Origin of the sequence: Bradyrhizobium canariense (genome assembly GCF_900105125.1) — a bacterium.
Classification (GTDB): domain Bacteria; phylum Pseudomonadota; class Alphaproteobacteria; order Rhizobiales; family Xanthobacteraceae; genus Bradyrhizobium; species Bradyrhizobium canariense_A.
This window is the reverse complement of sequence record NZ_LT629750.1, coordinates 359,122-382,609: the sequence shown is the minus strand read 5'-3', so window position 1 is coordinate 382,609 and position 23,488 is coordinate 359,122. Positions and strand designations below refer to the sequence as shown.

At 61.1% G+C, this 23,488-nt stretch carries 26 protein-coding genes and 1 pseudogene; 17 read left to right on the top strand and 10 right to left on the bottom strand.

The genetic code is table 11. The features are described 5' to 3' along the window. The first annotated feature begins 4 nt into the window (after positions 1-4). The 5 genes from livM to BLV09_RS01750 all read left to right on the top strand — a co-directional run bounded on the left by livM (position 5) and on the right by BLV09_RS01750 (position 4,707). On the top strand, positions 5-1,321 hold the full coding sequence (livM, locus tag BLV09_RS01770; RefSeq protein ID WP_146686110.1) for a high-affinity branched-chain amino acid ABC transporter permease LivM: 1,317 nt from the start codon (positions 5-7) through the stop codon (positions 1,319-1,321). Next, entirely contained in the window at positions 1,318-2,151 is an 834-nt protein-coding gene (locus tag BLV09_RS01765; protein ID WP_146686109.1) for an ABC transporter ATP-binding protein, read from the top strand. The genes livM and BLV09_RS01765 overlap by 4 nt, the downstream gene beginning before the upstream one ends. After that, a complete protein-coding gene (locus BLV09_RS01760) occupies positions 2,148-2,669 on the top strand; it encodes an endonuclease domain-containing protein (RefSeq protein WP_349536711.1) in 522 nt (173 codons plus the stop codon). The genes BLV09_RS01765 and BLV09_RS01760 overlap by 4 nt, the downstream gene beginning before the upstream one ends. Continuing rightward, positions 2,666-3,400: an ABC transporter ATP-binding protein gene (locus BLV09_RS01755; RefSeq protein ID WP_100382683.1), complete on the top strand. Its 735-nt coding sequence runs from the start codon at positions 2,666-2,668 to the stop codon at positions 3,398-3,400. The genes BLV09_RS01760 and BLV09_RS01755 overlap by 4 nt, the downstream gene beginning before the upstream one ends. Positions 3,401-3,588: 188 nt before the next feature. Beyond that, positions 3,589-4,707 carry a branched-chain amino acid ABC transporter substrate-binding protein gene (locus tag BLV09_RS01750; RefSeq protein ID WP_146686108.1) on the top strand — a complete coding sequence of 373 codons (1,119 nt, stop codon included), beginning with the start codon at positions 3,589-3,591 and terminating at the stop codon, positions 4,705-4,707. A gap of 98 nt (positions 4,708-4,805) precedes the next feature. Here BLV09_RS01750 and BLV09_RS01745 read toward each other — a convergent pair whose 3' ends face one another. Continuing rightward, the gene (locus BLV09_RS01745) at positions 4,806-5,192 is read right to left on the bottom strand and encodes a response regulator (RefSeq protein WP_100382685.1); all 387 of its coding nucleotides are present in this window, start codon (positions 5,190-5,192) and stop codon (positions 4,806-4,808) included. Between the two features lie 451 nt (positions 5,193-5,643). On the opposite strand from BLV09_RS01745, the gene BLV09_RS01740 reads away from it, so the two are divergent. Both BLV09_RS01740 and BLV09_RS01735 read left to right on the top strand, forming a co-directional pair. Then, the gene (locus tag BLV09_RS01740; RefSeq protein WP_244549243.1) at positions 5,644-8,295 is read left to right on the top strand and encodes a PAS domain S-box protein; all 2,652 of its coding nucleotides are present in this window, start codon (positions 5,644-5,646) and stop codon (positions 8,293-8,295) included. Positions 8,296-8,371: 76 nt separating this feature from the next. Beyond that, the gene (locus BLV09_RS01735) at positions 8,372-9,367 is read left to right on the top strand and encodes a P1 family peptidase (RefSeq protein WP_146686106.1); all 996 of its coding nucleotides are present in this window, start codon (positions 8,372-8,374) and stop codon (positions 9,365-9,367) included. A gap of 57 nt (positions 9,368-9,424) precedes the next feature. On the opposite strand, the gene BLV09_RS01730 is transcribed toward BLV09_RS01735, so the two are convergent. Together BLV09_RS01730 and BLV09_RS01725 are read right to left on the bottom strand one after the other, a co-directional pair. Beyond that, positions 9,425-10,162 carry an EF-hand domain-containing protein gene (locus tag BLV09_RS01730; RefSeq protein ID WP_146686105.1) on the bottom strand — a complete coding sequence of 246 codons (738 nt, stop codon included), beginning with the start codon at positions 10,160-10,162 and terminating at the stop codon, positions 9,425-9,427. Between the two features lie 194 nt (positions 10,163-10,356). Next, complete coding sequence (locus BLV09_RS01725; protein WP_244548938.1) at positions 10,357-10,608, bottom strand: hypothetical protein; 252 nt, start codon at positions 10,606-10,608, stop codon at positions 10,357-10,359. Positions 10,609-10,895: 287 nt separating this feature from the next. Between BLV09_RS01725 and BLV09_RS01720 the strand changes: the two genes are divergently transcribed. Next, the gene (locus BLV09_RS01720; protein WP_146686104.1) at positions 10,896-11,192 is read left to right on the top strand and encodes a septal ring lytic transglycosylase RlpA family protein; all 297 of its coding nucleotides are present in this window, start codon (positions 10,896-10,898) and stop codon (positions 11,190-11,192) included. 929 nt (positions 11,193-12,121) lie between these two features. Here the strand turns inward: BLV09_RS01720 and BLV09_RS01715 are convergent. The 3 genes from BLV09_RS01715 to BLV09_RS38415 form a co-directional block, all read right to left on the bottom strand. Further along, positions 12,122-12,325: a hypothetical protein gene (locus BLV09_RS01715; protein ID WP_146686103.1), complete on the bottom strand. Its 204-nt coding sequence runs from the start codon at positions 12,323-12,325 to the stop codon at positions 12,122-12,124. Positions 12,326-12,407: 82 nt separating this feature from the next. Next, complete coding sequence (locus BLV09_RS38420) at positions 12,408-12,530, bottom strand: hypothetical protein (RefSeq protein ID WP_283806829.1); 123 nt, start codon at positions 12,528-12,530, stop codon at positions 12,408-12,410. A 126-nt stretch (positions 12,531-12,656) separates the two neighbouring features. Continuing rightward, entirely contained in the window at positions 12,657-12,791 is a 135-nt protein-coding gene (locus tag BLV09_RS38415) for a hypothetical protein (RefSeq protein ID WP_283806828.1), read from the bottom strand. A gap of 827 nt (positions 12,792-13,618) precedes the next feature. On the opposite strand from BLV09_RS38415, the gene rpe reads away from it, so the two are divergent. Then, on the top strand, positions 13,619-14,320 hold the full coding sequence (gene rpe, locus BLV09_RS01710) for a ribulose-phosphate 3-epimerase (protein WP_100386972.1): 702 nt from the start codon (positions 13,619-13,621) through the stop codon (positions 14,318-14,320). 33 nt (positions 14,321-14,353) lie between these two features. Here the strand turns inward: rpe and BLV09_RS01705 are convergent. Both BLV09_RS01705 and BLV09_RS01700 read right to left on the bottom strand, forming a co-directional pair. Continuing rightward, positions 14,354-15,111: pseudogene (locus BLV09_RS01705) on the bottom strand (IS5 family transposase). Positions 15,112-15,196: 85 nt separating this feature from the next. Further along, on the bottom strand, positions 15,197-15,793 hold the full coding sequence (locus BLV09_RS01700; protein ID WP_100382690.1) for a TetR family transcriptional regulator: 597 nt from the start codon (positions 15,791-15,793) through the stop codon (positions 15,197-15,199). A 393-nt stretch (positions 15,794-16,186) separates the two neighbouring features. On the opposite strand from BLV09_RS01700, the gene purB reads away from it, so the two are divergent. From purB to BLV09_RS36905, 5 genes are all read left to right on the top strand, one after another. Further along, a complete protein-coding gene (gene purB / locus BLV09_RS01695; protein ID WP_146686102.1) occupies positions 16,187-17,494 on the top strand; it encodes an adenylosuccinate lyase in 1,308 nt (435 codons plus the stop codon). A 152-nt stretch (positions 17,495-17,646) separates the two neighbouring features. After that, positions 17,647-18,444, top strand: a complete 798-nt coding sequence (gene murI / locus BLV09_RS01690) for a glutamate racemase (RefSeq protein ID WP_146686101.1) — start codon at positions 17,647-17,649, stop codon at positions 18,442-18,444. Between the two features lie 81 nt (positions 18,445-18,525). Then, positions 18,526-19,302 (top strand): HpcH/HpaI aldolase family protein, encoded by a 777-nt coding sequence (locus BLV09_RS01685; protein WP_146686100.1) that lies wholly within the window; start codon positions 18,526-18,528, stop codon positions 19,300-19,302. Between the two features lie 85 nt (positions 19,303-19,387). Further along, entirely contained in the window at positions 19,388-19,774 is a 387-nt protein-coding gene (locus tag BLV09_RS01680) for a cupin domain-containing protein (protein WP_146686099.1), read from the top strand. Between the two features lie 232 nt (positions 19,775-20,006). Then, positions 20,007-20,171 (top strand): hypothetical protein, encoded by a 165-nt coding sequence (locus BLV09_RS36905; RefSeq protein WP_157809973.1) that lies wholly within the window; start codon positions 20,007-20,009, stop codon positions 20,169-20,171. Positions 20,172-20,199: 28 nt separating this feature from the next. On the opposite strand, the gene BLV09_RS01675 is transcribed toward BLV09_RS36905, so the two are convergent. Further along, a complete protein-coding gene (locus tag BLV09_RS01675; protein ID WP_146686098.1) occupies positions 20,200-20,445 on the bottom strand; it encodes a hypothetical protein in 246 nt (81 codons plus the stop codon). 123 nt (positions 20,446-20,568) lie between these two features. Between BLV09_RS01675 and BLV09_RS01670 the strand changes: the two genes are divergently transcribed. Further along, positions 20,569-20,793 (top strand): hypothetical protein, encoded by a 225-nt coding sequence (locus BLV09_RS01670; protein ID WP_146686097.1) that lies wholly within the window; start codon positions 20,569-20,571, stop codon positions 20,791-20,793. 122 nt (positions 20,794-20,915) lie between these two features. Here the strand turns inward: BLV09_RS01670 and BLV09_RS01665 are convergent, their stop codons facing one another. Beyond that, complete coding sequence (locus BLV09_RS01665) at positions 20,916-21,146, bottom strand: hypothetical protein (protein WP_146686096.1); 231 nt, start codon at positions 21,144-21,146, stop codon at positions 20,916-20,918. A gap of 609 nt (positions 21,147-21,755) precedes the next feature. Between BLV09_RS01665 and BLV09_RS01660 the strand changes: the two genes are divergently transcribed. Continuing rightward, a complete protein-coding gene (locus BLV09_RS01660; RefSeq protein WP_100382694.1) occupies positions 21,756-22,535 on the top strand; it encodes an acyltransferase in 780 nt (259 codons plus the stop codon). A gap of 284 nt (positions 22,536-22,819) precedes the next feature. Further along, entirely contained in the window at positions 22,820-23,437 is a 618-nt protein-coding gene (rpsD, locus tag BLV09_RS01655) for a 30S ribosomal protein S4 (protein ID WP_100382695.1), read from the top strand. Positions 23,438-23,488: the final 51 nt, after the last annotated feature.

Sequence of the window (23,488 nt, the reverse complement as noted above, 5' to 3'; positions counted from 1 at the left end):
GCGCGTGGCAACCACTTCAACGCCCGCCTCGCGCCTGCCGGGCGCAGCCTTCATCTTCAAGAAAGCCCTGATCAGCGCCTTGGTCGCGCTGGTGTTGTTTTCGCTGATGATCGGCGTTCGCACCGAGGCCGGCCCCACCGGGCAATTGATCTACTGGACGAGGTTCGGCGATCTCGCTTCCATGGTCGCGATCGTGTTCGGCGGCAGCATCGTTATCGAATTGCTGCGGCAATGGTGGGGACCGCTCGGTACCGTCAGGACCGTTCCGCCGTCGGTGCAAAGCGGCCTTGCGGTCGCGCGGCGTGCCATCGCGCCGCTGCTCTTGATCTTTGCCTTTCTGGTGCCGGTGATTTTCTACGATCAGCGCTACATTCTCGACCTCGGCATTCTCGTGCTGACCTATGTGATGCTGGGATGGGGATTGAACGTCGTCGTCGGCCTCGCGGGCCTGCTCGATCTCGGTTACGTCGCGTTTTATGCGGTCGGCGCCTATTCCTACGCGCTGCTGGCAACCAATTTCGGCCTGTCATTCTGGATCTGTCTGCCGCTGGCCGGCATCCTGGCGGCGTTGTGGGGCGTCATGCTGGGCTTTCCGGTGCTGCGTCTGCGCGGTGACTACCTCGCCATCGTCACGCTCGCCTTTGGCGAGATCATCCGCCTCGTGATCATCAACTGGCAGAGCCTGACCGGCGGCCCAAATGGCGTCAGCGGCATTCCGCGCCCGACATTGTTCGGTATTCCGCTCACGCCCGGCGAGGACGGCCTCGCCGCCAAGCTCGGCATCGAATTCTCGCCGACCCACCGCATCGTATTCCTGTTCTATCTGATACTGGCGCTGGCGCTGCTGACCAACTGGGTGACGATCCGGTTGCGCCGTCTGCCGATCGGGCGCGCCTGGGAAGCGCTGCGCGAGGACGAGGTCGCCTGCCGCGCGCTCGGCATCAACACAACAACGACGAAGCTGACGGCATTTGCGACCGGCGCGATGTTCGGCGGTTTCGCCGGTGCGTTCTTCGCCACCCGGCAGGGCTTCATCAGTCCGGAATCCTTCACCTTCCAGGAATCAGCGCTGGTGCTGGCGATCGTCGTGCTCGGCGGCATGGGATCGCAGCTCGGCGTAGCCCTCGCGGCGCTCACGATGATCGGCGGCTTTGAGCTGTTTCGCGGTCTCGAACAATACCGCATGCTGGTGTTCGGCGTCGCGATGGTGCTGCTGATGATCTGGCGGCCGCGCGGGCTGATCGGCCATCGCGCACCGACCGTGTTCCTGCGACACTCGCAAGCGATCTCATCTGACCTCGTCAAGGAGGGACATGGATGAGCGGCGACGACATTCTCAGCGTCGATCATTTATCCATGCGCTTCGGCGGCATCGTCGCCGTCAACGATCTGTCGTTCGCTGCGAAGCGGCGCGAGGTCACGGCGCTGATCGGACCTAACGGCGCCGGCAAGACCACCGTATTCAACTGCATCACCGGTTTCTACAAGCCCAGTTCAGGCGCCATTCGCCTGACGCATGATAACGGCACGCAGATCCAGCTCGAACGGCTGAATGATTTCCGGATTTCCAAACAGGCCAAGGTCGCCCGCACCTTCCAGAATATCCGGCTGTTTCCCGGCATGACCGCGCTGGAAAACCTGATGGTCGCGCAGCACAACGCGCTGATGCGCGCCTCGGGTCTGACCTTTCTCGGCCTGATCGGCGCGCCATCCTGGCGCAGTGCGGAGAAGCGCGCGATCGATCTGGCAAAGCTCTGGCTCGATCGCATCGGGCTGCTCGACCGCGCCGATGACGCCGCCGGCAATTTGCCCTATGGCGACCAGCGCCGTCTCGAAATCGCTCGCGCGATGTGCACCGAACCCGCGTTGCTCTGTCTCGATGAGCCGGCCGCCGGACTGAACGCACGTGAAAGCGCGGCCTTGAGCGAGTTGCTGCTCTCGATCCGCTCCGATCACGGCACCTCGATCCTGCTGATCGAACATGACATGTCGGTGGTGATGGAGATTTCCGACCGCGTCGTGGTGATGGATTACGGCGTCAAGATCGCCGAAGGCACGCCACAGGATATTCGCGACGACCCCAAGGTGATCGCGGCCTATCTCGGCGCCGACGAAGAGGAAGCCATCGCGGTGATGGAGAGCGGCACATGACCGCTAACGATGGTTCTTTAACCTCCCCCTGCAAGGGGGAGGTCGACCGCGAAGCGGGCGGGAGGGGGTCACGCTTCTCTCGCACGCGGAGGATGACTGCGCGCGCGCGAAATCTTCGCGGGAACATGACTGATGCTGAAAATCGGCTGTGGCATGCACTTCGCCGTGACCAGTTTAATGGCCTTCATTTCAGGAGGCAGCATCCGGTCGGGCCATTCACGCTTGATTTCTATTGCCCGAGCCTGCGCCTCGCCATTGAAGTAGACGGTGGACAGCATGCTGAACAGCAGAAGCACGCCGATGATCGCCGTACGCATTGGCTCGCGGATAACGGCGTTGCGGTCGTTCGGTATTGGAACAACGACGTATTATCGAACTTGGAGGGTGTGCTCACCGACCTTTTGACGCATGTTGAAAGTCGTGCGCGCGGCGTGACCCCCTCCCCGACCCTCCCCCTTTCAGGGGGCGGGAGCACGACGTCCGCCGTTGGGAAACCGGACAAAGAGAGCAAGGCATGACTCATCCCCTGCTCGCGATCCGCGGCCTGCGCGCGGCCTACGGCAAGATCGAGGCGCTGAAGGGTGTCGATCTCGACATCAACAACGGCGAGATCGTAGCCCTGATCGGCGCCAACGGCGCCGGCAAGTCGACGCTGATGATGACGATCTTCGGCAAGCCGCGCGCGCGCGCGGGCCAGATCCAGTTCGACGGCCGCGATATCACAGATGTGGCGACGCATCAGATCGCGCGGCTGCGCATTGCGCAATCGCCTGAGGGCCGGCGGATTTTCCCGCGCATGAGCGTGGCTGAAAATTTGCAGATGGGCGCCGACGCCACCGACTGCAGCGAGAGCGATCGCGCCGCCGGGCTGGAACGCGTCTTCACGCTGTTTCCGCGGCTCAAGGAGCGCATGACCCAGCGCGGCGGCACATTGTCCGGCGGCGAACAGCAGATGCTGGCGATCGGCCGAGCGTTGATGAGCCGCCCTCGCCTTTTGATGCTGGACGAGCCCTCGCTTGGACTGGCGCCGCTGATCGCGCGGCAGATTTTTGACGCGATCCGGACCTTGAACCGGCAGGACGGCCTCACCGTGCTGATCGTCGAGCAGAACGCCAACCACGCGCTACGGCTGGCCCATCGCGGCTATGTCATGGTCAACGGCCTGATCACGCTGAGCGGAACAGGCGGCGAACTGCTGCAGCGTCCGGAGGTTCGGTCAGCCTATCTGGAAGGCGGCCGGCGCGGATAATGCCGCGCGGGAGTCGTTCCAGCGAGCGTCAGGAAGACGTGCGCTGCGGCAAGATGCTGCGAAGGCCCCTTGGATTTGCCCGAAATTTGCCGATGACTTCATGGCAAAATCAGCCGACAATGACGATAATTTCCGGACCCGGCCGCCAGCCGGGGAATTCCCGTAGCGATCCACCGCGAGGACTCCTCATGAAATCATTGAAGCTGATCGGCCTGGCACTCGGCGCGTCGCTGGTCCTGTCCACGACGGCGCTTGCGCAGGACATCACGATCGCTGTCGCCGGCCCGATGACGGGCAGCAACTCCGCGTTCGGCCGGCAGATGAAGAACGGCGCCGAACAGGCGGTGGCGGATCTCAACGAGGCCGGCGGCGTGCTCGGCAAGAAGCTGGCTTTGGACGTCGAGGACGACGCCTGCGATCCCAAGCAGGCGCGTTCGGTCGCGGAAAAGATCGGCAGCGCGAAAATTCCGTTCGTCGCCGGCCATTATTGTTCTTCGTCGTCGATCCCGGCGTCGGAGGCCTATGCCGACGGCAACGTGTTGCAGATCACGCCGGCATCCACCAATCCGCTGTTCACCGAGCGCAAGCTCTGGAACGTGGCGCGCGTCTGCGGCCGTGATGACCAGCAGGGCACTGTTGCCGGCAATTACATCGCGAAGAATTACAAGGGCAAGAATATTGCCATCCTCAACGACAAGTCGACCTATGGCAAAGGCCTCGCCGACGAGACCAAGAAAGCGCTCAACAAGGCCGGCGTCACCGAGAAGCTGTTCGAATCCTACAACGCGGGCGACAAGGATTTTAACGCCATCGTGTCGCGCCTGAAGCTGAACAACATCGACCTGGTCTATGTCGGCGGCTACCATCAGGAAGCCGGCCTGATCCTGCGCCAGATGCGCGACCAGGGCCTGCAGACGGTTCTGATGGCCGGCGACGCGCTAGCCGACAAGGAGTTCGCCTCGATCACGGGGCCTGCCGGCGAAGGCACGCTGTTCACCTTCGGCCCCGACCCCCGCAACAAGCCGACCGCCAAGACCATCGTCGAAAAATTCAAGTCCAGGAATATCGATCCCGAGGGCTATACGCTTTACACCTACGCCGCGATGCAAGTCTGGTCGGACGCCGTTAAGAAAGCCGGCACCACGGATCCGAAGAAGGTCATGGATACGATCAAGGCCAATTCGTGGGAAACGGTGATCGGTCCCCTCGAGTTCGATGCCAAGGGCGACATCAAGCAACTCGACTATGTCGTCTACAAATGGGATGCCAAGGGCGGTTACACCGAGATCAATCCCAAAGGGGCTTGAGATCGGGCTCTCGATACCCTGAATTCGACCACGATATCGCGCCCCCCGGTTCGCGGGGGCGTTTTCGTTTGCCGCTTATGGAAACGCTGCCGCCCCGTTTAACGCGCTGCTGCAACGGGACGTCGCAGCGACGCATTCGCCGCGTCGATCGCCCGGACCAGGTCTTTGGGCCGGAACGGCTTCTGCAAGCATATGACGTCGGACAATTCGGGCGACGCGGAAACGAAGTCGAGCGCCGTCATTCCCGAGATGGCCACCACCGGCAGGTTCGGAACGCGCTCACGCATCGTCCTGATGAGATCGAGACCGCTGGTTCCCTGCAGGAAGATATCAACGATCGCGAGGTCGAAGCTCGAATCTTCGAACGCTTTCAACGCTGCTGCCGCGCTCGCGGCCTCTACGATCTCGAAATGGTGGACCCGCAGCACGATGGAGATCATCGCGCGAACATCGGATTGATCGTCAATAACTAAAATGCGGGACATTTGCGCTCCCGGACCGGCTTTGAGCCAGCCTACATTGGTAATTCCGACTTCTGTCAGAGCGTCCCGGACATTATTCGGCCTGTGAGTAAAGATGCGGTTACTGCTACCGGTTGGTCTCCGATTCCATTAAGGAATATGTAACTTTGGGTTGAAGCGATCGGAAGCGCCGCAATATCCGCAGGGAGCATGCGCGTTAAGCCGGGGCCATAGCGAAATCCATGGCAAAATTGACGCGGATGATATTGGCATATCGACTAAATATGCCGATTCAGCGGGCGCGCTAGTATGGCATGCGAGCCGGTTGCAGGAGGCGACAGTGCAGGTGCAGGCGGACGACGATCACAAAATCTTCCTTTCGACGACACCGGCGACACGCCGCGATCGTGCCACAGCGCTCGCCGTGGTCGGCATCTCGTCGATCCTGTTCGCATTCGTGGTGCCTTTTGCCGGCATGCCGCTTACGCCGGTTCCGGCGTTCGTCGCCAGTTATCAGTCCGCGCTTGCGGTCAACGATCTGATCACCGCGATCCTGCTGTTTTCGCAGTTCAGCATCTCGCGTTCATGGGCGCTTTTGCTGCTGGCGAGCGGATATCTGTTCACAGCGGCGGCCGCGCTCGCTCACGCCCTGACCTTTCCAGGCCTGTTTGCACCAAGCGGGCTGTTCCACGCCGGGCCGCAGACCACGGTCTGGCTTTACATGATCTGGCACGGCGGATTTCCGCTGCTGGTGCTGGCTTACGCGCTGCTGAAAGACAGGGACGGCGGCCCCCGAATACAGGGATCAGCCGTCCGCGCGATCCTGACGAGCGCCATCGTCGTCGGCGTTACGATCGCAGCCGTCGTCTGGGTCGTGACCGGCGGGCACGACATTCTGCCGACGCTGCTGAGCGACGGCCATTATACGCCCGTCTTGATCGGCGTCGTGTCGGCGATATTGCTGTGCTGCTTCGCGGCCCTGCTCGTGCTCTGGTTCAAACGACCGCACACCCTGATCGACGTCTGGCTCATGGTCGTGCTCTGCGCATGGCTGTTCGACATCGCGTTGTCGGCGATGGTCAACGTGGCCAGATTCGACCTCGGCTTTTATGTCGGCCGGATCTATGGACTCTTTGCGGCAAGTTTTGTTCTGACGGTGCTGCTCGTCGACAACGTCGCCCTGCAGGCCAAACTGTCTCGCCTGCTGCAGTCGCTGCGCCGGCAAGCCGCTTCCGACAGGGATCACTATACCGAGCGCGAGCGGCTGTTCAGCGCGGTCGTGGAATCATCCAACGACGCCATTATTACCAAGACGCTTGATGCCACCATCACCGGCTGGAACCGTGCTGCTGAACGCCTGTTCGGGTTTACGGCCGCCGAGGCCGTCGGACAACGCATCGACATCATCGTCCCGCCCGACCGACGCGCCGAGGTGCGTGACATCCTCGATCGAGCTGGCCGGGGCGAAGCGATCGAACAACACGAGACTTTGCGGCTCCACAGGGATGGCAGGCCGGTAGAAGTCTCGCTGGGCATCTCCCCGATCAGGTCGGCGAGCGGACAGATCGTCGGCGTCTCCAAAACCGCGCGCGACATCGGCGAGCGCAAGCGGGCGCAGCAGGCGCTCAATCAGGAGATCGAGGAGCGGCGACGTATTTTCGAGACTTCACAGGATCTCATCCTGGTGACCGACACGAAAGGGAATTTCGTCCAGGTCAGCCCGAGCTCGATGACCATCCTGGGCTACACGCCCGCGGAAATGATTGGACATAGCGCCGTCAAATTCATTCATCCCGACGATCTCGACCGCACGCGCGAGGAGATGCGGGCGGCGCGGCGCGGACGGCAAATGCGCAATTTCGAGACCCGCTATGTCCACAAGGACGGCCGCGACGTGACGCTGACATGGATGGGAACATGGTCGGAGCCGGTGCGGCGGCATTTCTTCGTCGGCCGGGATCTCACGGAAAAGCAGGCTGCGGAAGCGCAGTACCGCCAGGCGCAAAAGATGGAAGCCGTCGGCCAATTGACCGGCGGCATCGCTCACGACTTCAACAACATTCTCACCGTCATCACCGGGACCATCGGGATTCTGGCCGATGCCGTTGCCGATCGTCCCGAACTCGAAGCCATCGCCAAGATGATCGACGAAGCCGCCGAGCGCGGCGGCCAGTTGACCAAGCATCTGCTCGCATTTGCGCGCAAGCAGCCATTGCAGCCGCGAGAGATCGACGTCAATGCGCTGGTGCTGGAAGCGGTGAAGCTGCTGCGCCCGACGCTCGGAGAGCAAATCCAGATCGAATCATTGCTTGCCGAAGATGCGTGGACGGCCCTGGTCGATCCAAACCAGCTCACGACCGCCATTCTCAACCTCGCGTTAAATGCGCGCGACGCCATGCCGGCCGGCGGCAGCCTCGCGATCGAAACCAAGAACACCTACCTCGATGAAGCCTATGCGGACATGCACGCCGAGGTTACGCCGGGCAACTACGTCATGCTTGCCGTCAGCGATACCGGCCAGGGAATTGCCGCCAAGGATATCGAACGGGTGTTCGATCCGTTCTTCACCACCAAGGAAATCGGCAAGGGCACCGGCCTTGGCCTCAGCATGGTCTACGGCCTCGTCAAGCAGTCCAACGGACACATCAAGATCTACAGCGAGGAAGGGCACGGAACCACGGTCAAGCTCTACTTGCCGCGGGCGTTCGGATTGGACCAGGGCGCAGGCGAGATGCTGGCGTTCTCGCCGCTCGAAGGCGGACACGAATCGATCCTGGTCGTCGAAGACGATGCACTGGTGCGCAAATACGTGATCACCCAGATCCACAGCCTCGGTTACAGCACGCTGGAAGCAGCCAACGCCAGGGAAGCTCTGGATCTGATCGATGCCAATGCTGCGATCAATCTGCTGTTCACCGATGTGATCATGCCGGGGTCCATGAACGGCCGCCTGCTGGCCGATGAAGCCCTGCGGCGGCGCCCTTCGCTCAAGGTCTTGTTCACGTCAGGATATACCGAGAACGCGATCGTCCATCATGGGCGCCTCGATGCCGGCGTGCGGCTGCTCGCCAAGCCGTATCGCAAGCCGGAGCTCGCCAGAATGATCCGGATGGCTCTCGACAATTGAAGCGTTTTTCGCAACTGTCACAGTGTGACGAACGATCGATAGGCGCCACGCGATCAAGCCCCGATGGACCAGCCTCTTGAAAAACCTCCTCACTGATATCGCGGGCGTCCGTGTCGGTCATGCCGGGGATGCCACGCTGGCGTCCGGCGTCACCGCGGTGGTTTTCGACCGCCCCGCCGTCGCCTCGATGGATGTGCGCGGCGGCGGGCCCGGCATCCGTGAGGGTTCGCTGCTCGATCCCGTCAGCACGGTGGAGCAGATCGACGCCATCGCGTTTTCAGGCGGCTCGGCGTTTGGGCTCGAAGCCGGCGGCGGGGTCCAGGCCTGGCTCGCTGAACAGGGGCGCGGATTCCGGATTCGCGACGCCGTGATTCCGATCGTGCCCGGAGCGATCTGCTTCGATCTGTTGAACGGCGGCGACAAGGAATGGGGCCGCTTTGCTCCGTACCGGGATCTCGGCTATGCCGCGGCGGCCGCCGCAAGCACGTCATTCACGCTCGGCAGCGTCGGGGCTGGCCTCGGCGCCACCGTGGCTAATTTAAAAGGCGGTCTGGGCTCCGCTTCGGCGGCGACACCAGGCGGTGTCAACGTCGCAGCGCTCGCGGTGGTCAATGCCGTCGGCAGCGTCACGGTCGGCGACGGGCCGTGGTTCTGGGCGGCCCCGTTTGAAATCGACAGCGAGTATGGCGGGCGTGGCCTGCCGACTTCGTTCACGTCAGACATGCTCACGATGCGCCTCAAGGGCGGTCCCGCGATCACCGCCGTGGAGAACACCACGCTGGCAGTGGTCGTGACCGATGCTGTGCTGACAAAGCCGCAGGCCAGGCGGCTCGCCATGATCGCGCAAACCGGATTTGCCCGTGCGATCTATCCGGTGCACGCGCCGCTCGATGGCGACGTGGTGTTCGCAGCCGCCACCTGCGAAAAGCCGATCGATCCGCTGTTCGGTCTCACCGAACTTGGCATGGTCGCCGCCAATGTCACGGCACGCGCGATCGCACGCGGCGTGTATGCGGCAACCGCACTGCCCTTCCCCGGCGCGCTGCCGGCCTGGCAAGACCGCTTCGGCTAGCGATGATGTTTGAGCAGCGCCTCAGCTCCGTAACCGAAGCATGGACGGCTATTCGCGTCAGGCGTTGAAAGCCGATAACGACGACATCATCTGAGCCTGGCGTTGAATCATCTGCTGGGTCACATTGTACGATGACGCACTGAGCGATATCGGCGTCAGCGAGGAAGAGTCTACAGCTGTCAAGGACGCCGAGCTCAAGGCGTTGCTACCCGATGTCGAGGTAGAGGACGAAGCCTGCAGCGCCTGCAACAGCGGATCGGTGCTCGGGTCGGCACTGCTGGAGTTGCCGGATCCGCTCGAACCGTCGGCATGATGATGCCCGTGACCGCCGCCGGCTCCCTTCAACGCCGACGACAATTCGCTGAGACTCACGCTGCCATCGCCGTTGGTGTCCAGCTTGCTGAACACGTCGTCGGCCTGCGCGACGTTGGTTCCTCCAGCGCCGAGCGCATTCTCGAATTCCGATTTGGTGATCTGGCCGTCGCCATTGGCGTCGATCTGCGAAAACAGATTCTGCAGCGCGTCAGACGAACTGGTCGATGCCGAAGTTGTCGTCGACGACTGGCCTTGCGCCGCAAGCAGCGCCTGCATCGTGGCCGGCGATATCTGTGAGCCCCCGCCGCTGAAGCCGGTGGTGGCCTGAGATGAACTCGTCGACGACGGAGCCGGACTGATTTCGAACGGGTCCGACGAGCCCTGGCCGAAGCCCGTGGATTGCGTCGAGGACGAGGCCGATGAGGTCAGCGACTGCATGGCGCTCAATGCGGTCGACGCGGCACCCAAAGCAAATAGCATGATCAAACTCCGATACACGCCGCAAAACGCGGTTCACACCTTCCGCCGATTGTTTCAGCAAATGATGTGCCACAACAAAAAGCCCGGAAAAAACAGGCATTCTTTGTGTACCGGATGGTTCGAGAGCCCGGCAATTGATGCCGCTGCGGCAGAATTTGCCTCGCGCCGGAGCTGAAAATGGAAACGCCGGGTAATTACTTGGCCAGCAACCCAGCCAGTTCATCCGTCGCCTGTGCACACCGCAGGTCGTCAATTTGACGAGAGAGCAAAAGTGCGCCGGCCTTCAGGGCGTCGATTTTCGAGCTCTCGGGTTGGCGCTTTTCGAGTTCTTCGATCTGTTGATTGAACAAGGCCAACTGAGATTGAAGCCCCTCGATCTCACCGTTGTTTCTGTGCGTCCCGTTCTTGTGCGCCCCAAGCGAATTCGAAACTCGTTGTGCCCTCATGGACATCTCCCCCATTTAGTCACGCTGTCGTGAAGGAACATTGTGGCGACCGGATGAGGGTTTTTCGCCGTTACTTTGTTGGTTCTCGTTCTCTTTTGGGCGCTCCTTCAACCTGACTTCGTCAATGCGCGCGCGGTGAGAGAAAGGAAGCCTGGCGATGACGCGAGGGATTTGTGCACTCGCACTATGTCCGCGCGACATTGGCCCGGATAAGCCCTCCTGGCTTTCAGGGAACTTTTTCCGAGCCCAAGCGCTATCCAATCAATTGCAGCAGACAGGGCCGCTTTGTGTATCGATCTGTTTTAACGATTTTCGTTGCGCTTACAGCGGCTTCCGCCTGCGAAGCCGAGACCGGCCTCGCCTCCTATTACGGCGGCCGTGGGCACCGCGGCGAGATGACCTGCGCTCACCGCACCAGACCGTTCGGAAGCATCGTCACGGTGACTCACGCCGGCCAATCAATCCGCTGTCGCGTCAACGATCGCGGCCCCTTCATTCGGGGAAGAGTCATCGACGTCTCCCTCAGCGCCGCCCGCGCTCTCGGCATGACGCGCTCCGGCATCGTTCGCGTCTCGGTCGAATGACGGAATCGAAAACCCCGCATGGACGGCGGGGTCTAATGTAACCCCGTGTTCGTCGGTAACGACGACACGCCATCCCTCGTCGGCCCAGATACGCGCCTTGGCGATAGCGATAAGCAAGCTGTCTCGCTCGCTTCTGACAGTCTCGCTGTCTCTCTCCGCGACAATTTTGTAAGCCAACTCGTCACCCCGACACACCACGCCACATCAAGCCACGTTCGCGCGTCGCTTTGTCGCCTTTTTGCCGAGAACGTGACGATTGAGAGGCGCGAGACAAAAAACTCATTTTCGATCTAACGGTCGCAGTCGGATCCAGCCATGTGCGCATGCACGGCCAAAGGCGTGCAGTCAAAAAGACGTGCGGCCAAAGAAATGGCCCCGGGGGCATTGATCCCCCGAGGCCCTTGGCTGCTGGAGGCGTACATCCGGCCGACAACAGTTACCCCATCTTGCCACGCATTTCTTGAACAAATTGCGACGGCTCCCGGGTTGAACAAGGGCACGCCATGGTTAGAATGCTGGCCGGGTGGAGATTGTAGTGCGGAGGCCGCGTAATGGGCCCACGATTTATTTTCGCCGCGTTGATCGTTGCGTTCGGTATCGTGATTGCTTTAGCCACACTCACCACCATCCGGCATGTGAACTTGCACACGTCATCAGCGGTGCGGGCCACAGCCCGGAGCTAGCCGTCCATCAGGCCCGCGAGCGGCTTAAGGCTGTCCGCGCCGCACCGTGAGCATCAATCAGATGCGCGGCGGCATTGCATTGGGCCTTGGGGTTTGGCTCAAAGCGTGCCCCCTGCAGGCTGACAGTGCCGTTGGCCAGTATCGGAAAATGATAGACATGGCCGTCATCGATGTGTGTGAGAACGACTTCATTCTCCAAAATCGCAGCCGCGAAATCGTTATCTGGCATTACGACGTCTACATTGATTACTTGGCACGGCGCAGCTTCTTGCCCAGATAATCGATTACCAGCAGCAACCCCAACAGGATCGCCGAAAGGGCCGCGGCGGCGCGGATTTTCTCTCTTGAAAAGCCGAGATCATCATGCGCAACGAAACCCAGCGTCATCGCGAGATACCCCGCGACGCAGAGCGCAATCACAATCGTCAGAAGATCTTTCCTAAGCATCATTGCCGTGGGGTTCCAACTCTCGCTAGCCATAGCTTCCGGTAGTCGCTTATGGCTGTGAGCTGGTTCACACTATTCGGAAGAATTAGCCCCCGAACGAGCCCCACAACATAACGGCATAATAGCCGAGCACCGCGACAACGATGTTGATCGCAAGCGTAATCATGACGTCGACGGGTAAAATCGGCTTTTTCTCAAATGGGTCCATCGCCAGTCTCGTGGCGCCTGCGGATTAAAATGGTGTCCGCAAGCCAAAGACTAGTGCAGCCAAATGACAACGATACATCGCAGGACTTCTCGACAAACGAAATTGTCGGATTGTGGCGCCGGAGGCTCACCGGTTTCTGAGCAAAATTGTTCCGGTGATCTCTGTGTGATCTTCACCTGACAAGCGCCAGGCGGCTAACCCGAAATAGCCGGTAAGCGCCAAGCTCAGCGCGATCAGAAGCGCGAAAGAAATCTGGCTCATCTCCTTTGGCTCCGGCCCCTCCCCCAAGGGGTCGTGCAGAAGAGCATTTTTCGCTGAGTCGGGGAAACGCTACTCCAGGGTGCGGGGTCGCAGAGCCAGCCCGCCCGCACGCGCTCACATGTCGCGCTCTTCGTCCGGCGAGAACACGGAGTAGTTGGCCACGGCTAACACGCCGCGCTACCGTCGCAAGACAGCCCTCACGTCGTGGTGTGGCTGATCGATGGAATGCTCAAAAGCGGTGCGGTCCTTGACCAGTTCGACCATGCCATGTCGATGCAGCCAAAGCAGCCCCATAGCCAGTTGGCGTAGATCGTTTCGGTGCGGGCCTACAGGCAGACGTCTCGCCCGACGTAGCGCGTCGGCGGCCTGCAGTTCCAACGCTGATAGCTTGCGTTCCATTCCCCGTTCCATTGGCGTCCTCCTGCATTACCATGCAGCCGACAACCCGGCGCCACACATACATCCATTCGAAGGGAGTTTTTGTGAAGCAGCTCACACACCAGTTGGGCTTGTGACCAGCCTAGCGCCGTTGCCGCCATCGCATGTGACCCGCCACCATCCATGGGCGCGAGAGGTATTTTAAATACAGACAGCGCCTCAATTATCCACAGCGGAAATACAATGCATGCGCGTTATGACGAACTTTTATCGTGCATCGGCCTGGCACTGCTCTGGTTCGATGAACATGCCGTGCCACGCCACTTCGCCTTTGCACCGGATCGATCCGCCAGCCGGCGGAACCGCGGGCTGCATTGCCCCCCGGCCCCACGCATGTTACGCGAAGACCGTTCCGCACGCATTTGAAGATGGTTTCCGGAAAAACGCACATGTCCCAGCAATTTGCGTCACGCCCTCTGGTCATCGCGCCGTCGATCCTGGCGTCGGATTTCTCCAGACTGGGCGAAGAGGTCCGCGCCGTCGATGCGGCCGGCGCTGACTGGCTTCATCTCGATGTGATGGACGGGCATTTCGTGCCCAACATTTCCTATGGCCCCGACATCATCAAGGCGATGCGGCCGCACACCAGGAAGATCTTCGACGCCCATTTGATGATTGCGCCGTGCGATCCCTATCTCGAGGCCTTTGCCAAGGCCGGCTGCGATCACATCACGGTGCATGCCGAGGCCGGTCCGCATTTGCACCGCTCGCTGCAGGCGATCCGCGCGCTCGGCAAGAAAGCCGGAGTCTCCCTCAACCCGGGAACCCCGATCAGCAGCATCGAATATGTGATCGACATGATCGATCTGGTGCTGGTGATGTCGGTTAACCCCGGCTTCGGCGGCCAGGCCTTCATTCGCTCGGCGCTCGGCAAGGTCGGCGACATCAGGGCCATGACCGCGGGACGGCCGATCGATATCGTGGTGGATGGCGGCGTGACTGCGGATGTTTCCGGCCCGCTCGCAGCCGCAGGCGCCAATGCCTTTGTCGCCGGATCGGCCGTGTTCAAGGGCGGCACCGTGGAAAGCTACAAGGCGAACATCGCTGCGATCCGCGACGCCGCGGCTGCCGCGCGTGGAGAGATGGTCTGAGGCGTTTTCGAGCGAACTAGGACCGATCGACATTCATTGCATCCAGATCATGGCGGCTGCGAGATGGATGAAGCCGGTAAAGTTGGCGGTTCGTCTGTCATAACGGGTAGCGAAGCGGCGGAAGTGTTTGAGGCGGTAGAAGCAGCGCTCGATGCGGTTGCGCTGTTTGTAGGCGTCGGCGTCGTGCGGAATGACGATCCTACGGGTGCGGTTTGACGGGATCACCGCCGTTGCGCCGATCCCGGCGATGATCGCGCGCAGGGCGTTGCTGTCATAGGCTTTGTCGGCGAGCACCGCATCGCCGCTTTGGCCGTCGAGCAGCGCCGGCGCCTGGGTGATGTCGCCAACCTGTCCGGCCGTGACGATGAAGCGGAACGGACGGCCGAGCGCATCAGCCAGCATATGGATCTTGGTGGTCAGTCCGCCTCGGGAGCGCCCCAGCGCCTGATCTTTGGCCCCCCTTTTCCGCTTGCGGCCTGCTGGTGGGCACGAACAATGGTGCTATCGATCATCAAATACTGGTTGTCGCGATCGGCGCTCAGCGCGGCGAACACCCGCTCCCAGACGCCGGCATGGCACCAGCGGCTGAAGCGCCGGTGCACGGTCTTCCACTTGCCGTACCGCTCCGGCAGGTCGCACCAGTGCGCGCCCGACCGTAACACCCACAAACATCCGTTCACGAACAGGCGGTTATCCGCAGCTGACCGTCCCGGGTCGCCAGCCTTGCCCGGCAGTAATGGTGAAATCTTCGCCCATTGCGTCTCATTCAACTCGTATCGCTTCGCCGCCATCATCCGCTCCGTGTCGAATCACGGAGCTCTATGAATCAGCGATCAAACCGCTTGGGAATCCTCAATGTCGATCGGCCCTAAAGGCTTACCGTTTGCGCGGCGTCTCAAGGCCCTTCAGCAACAGCTCGAGCAAAGCGTCGATCCGCGCCGCAAGCGCCGGATCCTTCCAATCGTCAGCATGGGCTGGATGATGATAGCGAATGGTGGCGTCGTAAATGGCGCGCGCCGACACTTTGACATCGGCGACATGGAAGGCGCCCTGTTTGACGCCATCAGACAAAATATCCGCGATTTGGTCGACCAGACCTTCCTTATAGGCCTTCACGGCCCCGCAGGCCTCGCGCGCCAATGTCAGATAGGTCTGAAACATTTCAGGATCGTCGCACACCTTCTTCTGCTTGGCAGAGCATAGCGCCCGTAGCCAGCGTTCAAGACGCACAGGTGCGGGACCGGAGCCTTCGGAGATCTTGGCCAGCGGCTCACTGAGGCGGTCAAGCCATCGCTTGGCCACCGCTTCGCGCAACGACGCCTTGCTCGGAAAATGCCGGTAGACGCTGCCGTGGCTCACGTCGAGCGCACGGGCAACGTCCACGACGGTTGCTTTCGCCAGTCCATAGCGGCGCAGCACGTCTTCTGTGACTTCAAGAATACGCTCAGGGGTCAGAACCACGACTTCGTTCATATGCGCCCCATTGGTTTTCCGCTGCCTGGCACTACCTAGCGGGTAAGTCTTGCAGCTTGTGCGGCCAGATGGCGGGCCACGCGCTCATTGAGCCAGTGATGGAGTTGTGAGGTCAAATAAATGATTTCGGCTGTCATCGGAGTTTCTCGGCAAAGTTTCTCGGTAAGTTTCTTGGCTAGTCCCTGCGCTTTCGCAGTGGCTAAGACAGTTATAATGATCTCGCTGACAGATTTCAATATCTGTCAGTCAATATTATGTGACTGACGGGGCCGGCCTAAAGGGGTTCCGGACTTGCCAGTTAGGCCGTCGCGGAAGGCCGTTTGTCTCACCGGAACAGCTCTGCTAAAGTGCAGCGTAATCCCCATTTCGCGCTATTCGAGCCATGAGTCGCCCATGATCCCCCGTTACACTCGTCCGGAAATGGCCTCGATCTGGGAGCCGCAGACCCGCTTCAAGATCTGGTTCGAGATCGAGGCGCATGCGGCGGATGCGCTGGCGGAACTCGGCGTGATCCCGAAGGAAGCCGCCAAGACGATCTGGGCCAAGGCCAAGGACGCCACCTTCGATGTCGCGCGCATCGACGAGATTGAGCGCGAGACCAAGCACGACGTCATCGCCTTCCTGACCCATCTGGCCGAGATCGTCGGTCCCGAGGCGCGCTTCGTGCATCAGGGCATGACCTCCTCCGACGTGCTCGACACCTGCTTCAACGTGCAGCTCACCCGAGCCGCTGATTTGCTGATATCGGACGTCGACAAGGTGCTGGCGGCGCTGAAGAAGCGCGCCTTCGAGCACAAGATGACACCGACCATCGGCCGTTCGCACGGCATTCACGCCGAACCCGTCACGTTCGGGCTGAAGCTCGCCTATGCCTATGCGGAATTTTCCCGCGCCCGCGAGCGTCTGGTCAACGCCCGCAAGGAAGTCGCGACCTGCGCCATCTCGGGCGCGGTCGGCACCTTTGCCCAGATCGATCCGCGCGTCGAAGCGCATGTCGCCAAAGCGATGGGCCTGGTGCCGGAGCCGATCTCGACACAGGTGATCCCGCGAGACCGCCACGCGATGTATTTCGCGACGCTTGGCGTGATCGCTTCCTCGATCGAACGGCTTGCCACCGAAATCCGCCATATGCAGCGCACTGAGGTGCTGGAAGCCGAAGAATTCTTTTCGGAGGGCCAGAAAGGCTCCTCGGCGATGCCGCACAAGCGCAATCCGGTGCTGTCGGAGAATCTCACCGGCCTTGCCCGCATGGTGCGCGCCTATGTGACACCGGCGATGGAGAATGTCGTGCTGTGGCACGAGCGCGATATTTCGCACTCTTCGGCCGAGCGCATGATCGGTCCCGATGCCACGGTGACGCTCGACTTCGCGCTCAACCGCCTGGCCAGCCTGATCGACAAGCTGTTGATCTATCCGGAGAACATGCAGAAGAACCTCGACCGGCTCGGCGGCCTCGTGCATTCGCAGCGGCTGCTGATCGCGCTGACGCAGAAGGGCGCCAGCCGTGAGGACGCCTACAAATTCGTGCAGCGCAACGCGATGCCGGTATGGCGCGGTGAAGGCGACTTCCAGACGCTGTTGAAAAAAGACCCCGAGGTGAAGAAATATCTCGGCGATGCCGAGATCGAGGAGCAGTTCGACCTCGGCTATCACCTCAAGCACGTCGACACGATCTTCAAGCGCGTGTTCGCCGAGAGCTGATCGAGACGCGCTATTTGTCTTGGTTATCCAAGTTTTGGGTTATCCAAGACGCGATGAGAACGGGGCAACCCGTTGCGCAACCACAATTTTGCGCCGCGGCGCCGGTATGCGATAACAACCGAATGGTAACCCGGATCGGCCAAGATCACGACGTGTCAGCTCGCCCAACGATACTCGTGTTTGATTCCGGCCTTGGCGGCCTCACGGTGCTGCGCGAGATCGTAAAGGCGCGGCCCGATGCGCATTATGTCTATGTCGCAGACGACACGTTCTTTCCCTACGGCCACCATAGCGAAGAGGCGATCACCGCGCGGGTGGTGCCGCTGATCGGCGAATTGATATCGGCGCATGCTCCCGACCTCGTCGTGATCGCCTGCAACACGGCCTCGACCCTGGTGATGTCGCATTTGCGCGGCGCCTACGCCGTGCCCTTTGTTGGAACGGTCCCCGCCATCAAGCCGGCTTGCGCCAGTTCGACAACAAAGCGCGTGTCGGTGCTCGGCACCAAGGGCACCGTCAAGCGCGAATATACCCAAGCGCTGATCCGCGATTTTGCCCAGGGCTGCGACGTGACGCTGGTGGGTTCGGCGGATCTCGCAGCGCTTGCGGAAGCGGCGTTGGGCGGCGCTGAAGTGAGCGATTCCCTAATTTTGGCCGAACTGGCGCCGTGTTTTGTCGGGGCCGGCGATCCCAATTCGGCGCGCACCGATACCGTGGTGCTGGCCTGCACCCACTACCCGCTGCTGATGGACCGGCTCGTCCGGCTGGCACCGTGGCCGGTGGACTGGATCGATCCCGCGCCCGCGATTGCGCGGCGGGTCGTGGATTTGCTGGGGTCGCCCGGCAGCGATGCCGATCAGGCCGGTGCCGAAATGATCTTCACCTCGAATCGGCCGCACACGCTGAGCCAGGCGCTGATGCCGTTTTTCGGCGGCCGAGTCCCCGCGTAAGGGTCGCCCGATCTTTTCGTCGTCATTCCCCGCTGCTAGTTTTCCGGTGGCCGCGATCGGCTAAATCGGACGGAGCCTTTGATGACCGCAGCGCCTGCCCCGCTCAACCGCCTCCGCAAACTATGGCGCGAGGGGCGTCCGACATTCGGCGCGATCGCGACCATTCCCAGCATACAGATGGTTCAGATCATGGCCCGTTCAGGGATCGACTGGATCATTGTCGATCTCGAACATGGTCCGATCGATCTCGGCTCCGCGCACGGCATGATCGTCGCCACCTCAGGCACGCCTTGCGTGCCGCTGGCGCGGATCGCCGCCAACGAACCCTGGCTCGCCAAGGCGCCGATGGATCTCGGTGCCCTGGGAATCAATTTTCCGATGATCTGCAACCACACGGACGCTGAAAAAGCCGTACGAAGCGTGCGCTATCCGCCGCGCGGCGACCGGCAGTGGGGCCCGTTTCACGCCCCGTTTCGCTGGGGCGTCTCGATGCCCGATTACATGGCGACCGCCGACGACGACATGATCTGCATGGTCACCATCGAGCATGTCGAGGCAGTCAAGCGCATCGACGAGATCATGGCGACGCCGGGCATCGACGTCGCTGTCATCGGCACCGGCGACCTTGCCACCAGCATCGGCAAGCGCGGCCGGCTGGATGATCCCGAAGTGCTGGCGCTGATCGCGCAAGCCGAAGCCGGCATCCTGAAAAGCGGCGTTCCGATCGGCGGCGCCGCGCGCACGGCCGAACAAGCCAACCAGATGATCGACCGCGGCTACGTAGCGCTGGCGCTCGGCTTCGACTGGTCGCTGTTCGCCCGCGGGATTGCCGTGAGTTTCGAAGGCATCAAGCGCTGAAGCGGCCGTTCGCGCGGACCCATGCAGCGCGCGCTTCTCCCCTTTACCTCACGCTGCTAGGGTCGCCGCACAGGGAGAAAAAATCATGATCAAGAAAATTCTGCTCGGATTAACCGTCGCCGCCTTTACCTTTGCAGGCGGCGCGCTCGCGCAGCAAAGCGGCATCAAACGCACCCCGCTGCAAAAAATCGAGTTTCCGGACGGCTACGTGACCATCACCGGCATTGCCGAAGTCCAGCCAGGCGGCACCGCTGGACGTCATACCCACCCCGGCATCGAAACCGGTTATGTGCTGGAAGGTGAAGCCGACCTCATCGTCGAGGGCAAGACCCAGCACCTGAAAGCCGGCGACTCCTATTCAATTCCTACCGGCGCCATCCATGACGTCAAGGTTTCCGGCGATAAGCCATTCAAAGTGCTTGGTATTTACGTAGTGGACAAAACCAAGCCGCTCGCCACGCCAGCACCATAAGCAGCCCGAACCATCTGTCCTCAGGCAAGTTGGATGATGTTTCGGCTTGCGAAAAAGATCGATATTTCTTCAGGCTGCGAGGCACCGAAGCTGGTGCGCTGCGCTGTCAGCCTGATCATGCGCGCACCACTGAGTCGACGGTCTTAGTTGGCGGGATCCCGCCGGAATTCTTCTGGCGCCCCGCTGGAACTATAAACGCCTCGGTGCCTTGCCTCTGCAGGAAGGGGCGCCAATGATGGTTTATCAAGAGAAGATCGCGCCGCCAGGCCCTCTTCCGATTTTAGAGAGCGACGGTGCTGATGTACTTATTTTTCACCGCACCATCGAATCTCTCGAGCGAGAGAACCGCTGGCTAAAACAGGTTTTGGCCCGCCTGTCGGGACTGAAACGCGATTAAAAAAGCCGCCAGTCGCGGCGGCCTTTTATTAGATTCCTGGTTGGCAGTTCCTGAGTATTTTTCCCGAGGCGGCCTGCAGCCACACTCCGTATTTCCGCTCGGCAAGCTTGACTTGAGTGTCAGTACAGGCGTCGCGCATCAAACGAGAAAGACGCCACCCTTCAATATCCTCCCCTCCTCGAATGGATCTTTGGCGGACGGAATGCGCTGCCGCATTTAAGATCAGACAGCGTTGCTCAAAGCTGGTGGGTGACTTCGTGCCGATCTCCATCATCTTGATTACCTCCGGTTGCCGAGACAACATGATGATCGATGCATGGTTGCAGGCCCGTCTCCAACGCGGTTAATTTCACGATAACAAATAGCGAAAAGCCGCCGAGCGTGCCCGGCGGCTTCCATGATCTCCCTGATCATATCAGGCACTCGTCCTCTTCGATCGGCGATACTCATCGGCCAGCTCAGGAACAAAGGCCAACGTGTGCATGTGATCGGTGCCGGCATCAACACGCAAAGCCATCTGGAGGCGCGCAGCTTTATCGAGCGGCGGGACGAGGACTACGGACCCTTCTCCATCACAGCGGTCGGCGAAGCCGAGTGGCTGCGGATTGTGGCCGGGTTCTAGAGATCTGACTAAAGGCGAAGGGAAACTGGATCGACGAGCCCAGGCGAACATCGAAGCCTTTTCGATGTTCGCCTATGTTTGGCGGAGGGCGCGCGACGCAGGAACAGGTGCCGCATTACTTTCTACGGCAACTCTTTGACCTTGCCGAAGCTGTCAATTACGAGGGACACTTCCTTGCCGGCCCTGACCGCCTTGTAGGTCATGATCTTTCCGGATTTCATTTCGCGGATCTGCGAATACCCAGCTGACTCGAGCTTGGCCACCACCTCCTGACTGGTCAGGCCATAAGCAGGCGAGACGACAGGAACTATCACTAACGCGCAAAGCGCCGCTCGGGATACTCGCATCAACATGGTCCGGGCTCCTTCATCTGAGGGGCCTCATCCAAATAAGCCCCGTGCCGCTTGGCATGAAGCGGCGCCCGCGCCTAACGTGCGGATTTGGCCGAAGCGCAAGGAGCGCTAGAAATGTTGATCGGCATCGCCGTTCTCGCCTTTGTCACCATTTTTACCGGCGGCTTCGCCTCGGGCTTTGCAGTCCGGGCCAGGCAATCCCGGCTCCGCCGCGTCAGGGCGCACTGGAGTAAATCCCTCCGGTGCTGAACCAGCCACCATTGCAACTCAAATTAGCGTAGGGTTCGCGAGCCTCGTCGAGCGACGCCACGTCGTCAATTTCGCGTCGCGTGTAGTTTTTGCTTCCAGGGAACCGGCCGGTGAGTCTTCCATGTTCCATCCTCAGGGCAGCAAAAGTGATGCGCTCGCACGCAACACGACGCGGTGAAGCGCTATAACTTCGCAGCAAAATCTCAAGTAATTTCAATGTACTTGCGCGAGGATGCAACGGGATGCGCTCGGAAGAGTTACATCAAATACTGGTCTCAGGCCCGTTGGTTCGTGCTAGACGAAGATCTGGCGGGCGAGACTCGTCCGCCGCTACGCTATCGCGGAAACCTGAGTGGAACGATGCGCGGAACGGCTCGAAAAATCTCTCTTCCGCGCCGTCTCGTCGCCGATCTCATGCACGCATCGCGCGGCGTTCCCTTCGTTTCGCTGCGGCGAAATCTCGACATCCGTCAGTTGCTGGAAGCCCGCGCGCTGGCCATGCAGCCGCCCGGATGGGCGGCGATTTTCGTCAAGGCGTTCTCGCTGGTCGCAAAAGACCAGCCGACTTTGCGCACGCTTTACGCCAAATGGCCCTGGCCGCATTTCTATGAACTGCCGCGCAGCGTCGGCATGGTGGCAATCGCGCGCGTCGAGGACGGCGAGGATTGCGTGCTGCCGCAAAAGATCGCCTTGGAAAACGATCACTCGCTGACGGAAATCGACCGGCTGATCCGGCACGCCAAGGATGCCCCGGTCGATGAGGTCCCGGCCTTTCGAAAGATCCTGCGGGCAACCGCGCTGCCGCTGCCGCTTCGCCGCCTGGTCTGGCTGGTCGGGCTGAATTTCGGACGCCAGCGCGCCAACTATTTCGGCAGCTTCGGGGTCACTTCCGTCGCCGCCTATGGGGCCGGCGAGCTTCATGCACTCAGTCCCGGCCCGTATATCCTCAGTTATGGCGTGGTAGAGCCCGACCAGACCATCGATGTCGTGATCCGCTGGGATCACCGGATCACCGACGCAGCCTTGATCGCCAAGACCCTGACCCGGCTGGAACAGGTGCTGAACGGCGAAATAGCGGCTGAATTGCGCGGCCTCCGGCCGCAAGGGGAGCCAAAGCCGGTCCGGGCGGTCGCGACCTGACGGCTTCGGCCGTCATTCCCGGGCGTTTCGACGGCGACGAAGCCGGAATCCCGGGGATAAGGGCGTTTGGACGGCCCGATAAAATCAGGCCGATTCATTTGACAGGATGGGGGCTTTTCCCCTAGAAACCGCTTGCTCGCGGGCCGGTTTCGGCCCGCGTTGCGTTTCGCGACCCGTGGCCTGTCCCTTTAGCTTAAGAGGCGAGCCTGTCGGCTCCGGGAAATTCCCGGCGCACAGGAGGGCGCGTTTCCTCAAAACACTCAACCTTTACCAAAGAGGACGCGATGACAAAGCGCAGTGAGGCGAAATACAAGATCGATCGCCGTATGGGCCAGAACATCTGGGGCCGCCCGAAGAGCCCCGTGAACCGCCGGGAATACGGTCCCGGCCAGCACGGCCAGCGCCGCAAGGGCAAGCTGTCCGACTTCGGTGTGCAGCTACGCGCCAAGCAGAAGCTGAAGGGCTACTACGCCAACATCAGCGAACGCCAGTTCCACGGCATCTACGTCGAGGCCGGCCGGATGAAGGGCGATACCGGTGAAAACCTGATCGGCCTGCTCGAGCGCCGTCTCGACACCGTGATCTATCGCGCCAAGTTCGTGTCCACCATGTTCGCCGCGCGCCAGTTCATCAATCACGGCCACGTCAAGGTGAACGGCCGCCGCGTCAACATCGGCAGCTTCAAGCTGAAGGTCGGCGACGTCATCGAGGTCAAGGAATCCTCCAAGCAGCTCACCCCGGTTCTGGAAGCAGTGCAGTTGGCCGAGCGCGACGTGCCCGACTTCATCGAGGTCGATCACTCCAAGATGACGGCGAAGTTCGCCCGCATCCCTGCTCTGTCGGACGTTCCGTTCGCCGTGCAGATGGAGCCGCATCTGATCGTCGAATTCTATTCGCGCTGATTGCTGTCAGCGCTTTGCCGAGATCAAGGGCCCCGGTTTTGCCGGGGCCTT

Coding starts and splice junctions, on each gene's coding strand:
- BLV09_RS01765 (WP_146686109.1), top strand. CDS start 1,318: ATGAGCGGCGACGACATTCTCAGCGTCGATCATTTATCCATGCGCTTC.
- BLV09_RS01760 (WP_349536711.1), top strand. CDS start 2,148: ATGACCGCTAACGATGGTTCTTTAACCTCCCCCTGCAAGGGGGAGGTC.
- BLV09_RS01755 (WP_100382683.1), top strand. CDS start 2,666: ATGACTCATCCCCTGCTCGCGATCCGCGGCCTGCGCGCGGCCTACGGC.
- BLV09_RS01750 (WP_146686108.1), top strand. CDS start 3,589: ATGAAATCATTGAAGCTGATCGGCCTGGCACTCGGCGCGTCGCTGGTC.
- BLV09_RS01745 (WP_100382685.1), bottom strand. CDS start 5,192: ATGTCCCGCATTTTAGTTATTGACGATCAATCCGATGTTCGCGCGATG.
- BLV09_RS01740 (WP_244549243.1), top strand. CDS start 5,644: ATGCCGCTTACGCCGGTTCCGGCGTTCGTCGCCAGTTATCAGTCCGCG.
- BLV09_RS01730 (WP_146686105.1), bottom strand. CDS start 10,162: ATGCTATTTGCTTTGGGTGCCGCGTCGACCGCATTGAGCGCCATGCAG.
- BLV09_RS01725 (WP_244548938.1), bottom strand. CDS start 10,608: ATGAGGGCACAACGAGTTTCGAATTCGCTTGGGGCGCACAAGAACGGG.
- BLV09_RS01715 (WP_146686103.1), bottom strand. CDS start 12,325: ATGATGCTTAGGAAAGATCTTCTGACGATTGTGATTGCGCTCTGCGTC.
- BLV09_RS38420 (WP_283806829.1), bottom strand. CDS start 12,530: ATGGACCCATTTGAGAAAAAGCCGATTTTACCCGTCGACGTCATGATT.
- BLV09_RS38415 (WP_283806828.1), bottom strand. CDS start 12,791: ATGAGCCAGATTTCTTTCGCGCTTCTGATCGCGCTGAGCTTGGCGCTT.
- rpe (WP_100386972.1), top strand. CDS start 13,619: ATGTCCCAGCAATTTGCGTCACGCCCTCTGGTCATCGCGCCGTCGATC.
- BLV09_RS01700 (WP_100382690.1), bottom strand. CDS start 15,793: ATGAACGAAGTCGTGGTTCTGACCCCTGAGCGTATTCTTGAAGTCACA.
- purB (WP_146686102.1), top strand. CDS start 16,187: ATGATCCCCCGTTACACTCGTCCGGAAATGGCCTCGATCTGGGAGCCG.
- BLV09_RS01685 (WP_146686100.1), top strand. CDS start 18,526: ATGACCGCAGCGCCTGCCCCGCTCAACCGCCTCCGCAAACTATGGCGC.
- BLV09_RS01680 (WP_146686099.1), top strand. CDS start 19,388: ATGATCAAGAAAATTCTGCTCGGATTAACCGTCGCCGCCTTTACCTTT.
- BLV09_RS36905 (WP_157809973.1), top strand. CDS start 20,007: ATGATGGTTTATCAAGAGAAGATCGCGCCGCCAGGCCCTCTTCCGATT.
- BLV09_RS01675 (WP_146686098.1), bottom strand. CDS start 20,445: ATGATGGAGATCGGCACGAAGTCACCCACCAGCTTTGAGCAACGCTGT.
- BLV09_RS01670 (WP_146686097.1), top strand. CDS start 20,569: ATGATCTCCCTGATCATATCAGGCACTCGTCCTCTTCGATCGGCGATA.
- BLV09_RS01665 (WP_146686096.1), bottom strand. CDS start 21,146: ATGTTGATGCGAGTATCCCGAGCGGCGCTTTGCGCGTTAGTGATAGTT.
- BLV09_RS01660 (WP_100382694.1), top strand. CDS start 21,756: ATGCGCGGAACGGCTCGAAAAATCTCTCTTCCGCGCCGTCTCGTCGCC.
- rpsD (WP_100382695.1), top strand. CDS start 22,820: ATGACAAAGCGCAGTGAGGCGAAATACAAGATCGATCGCCGTATGGGC.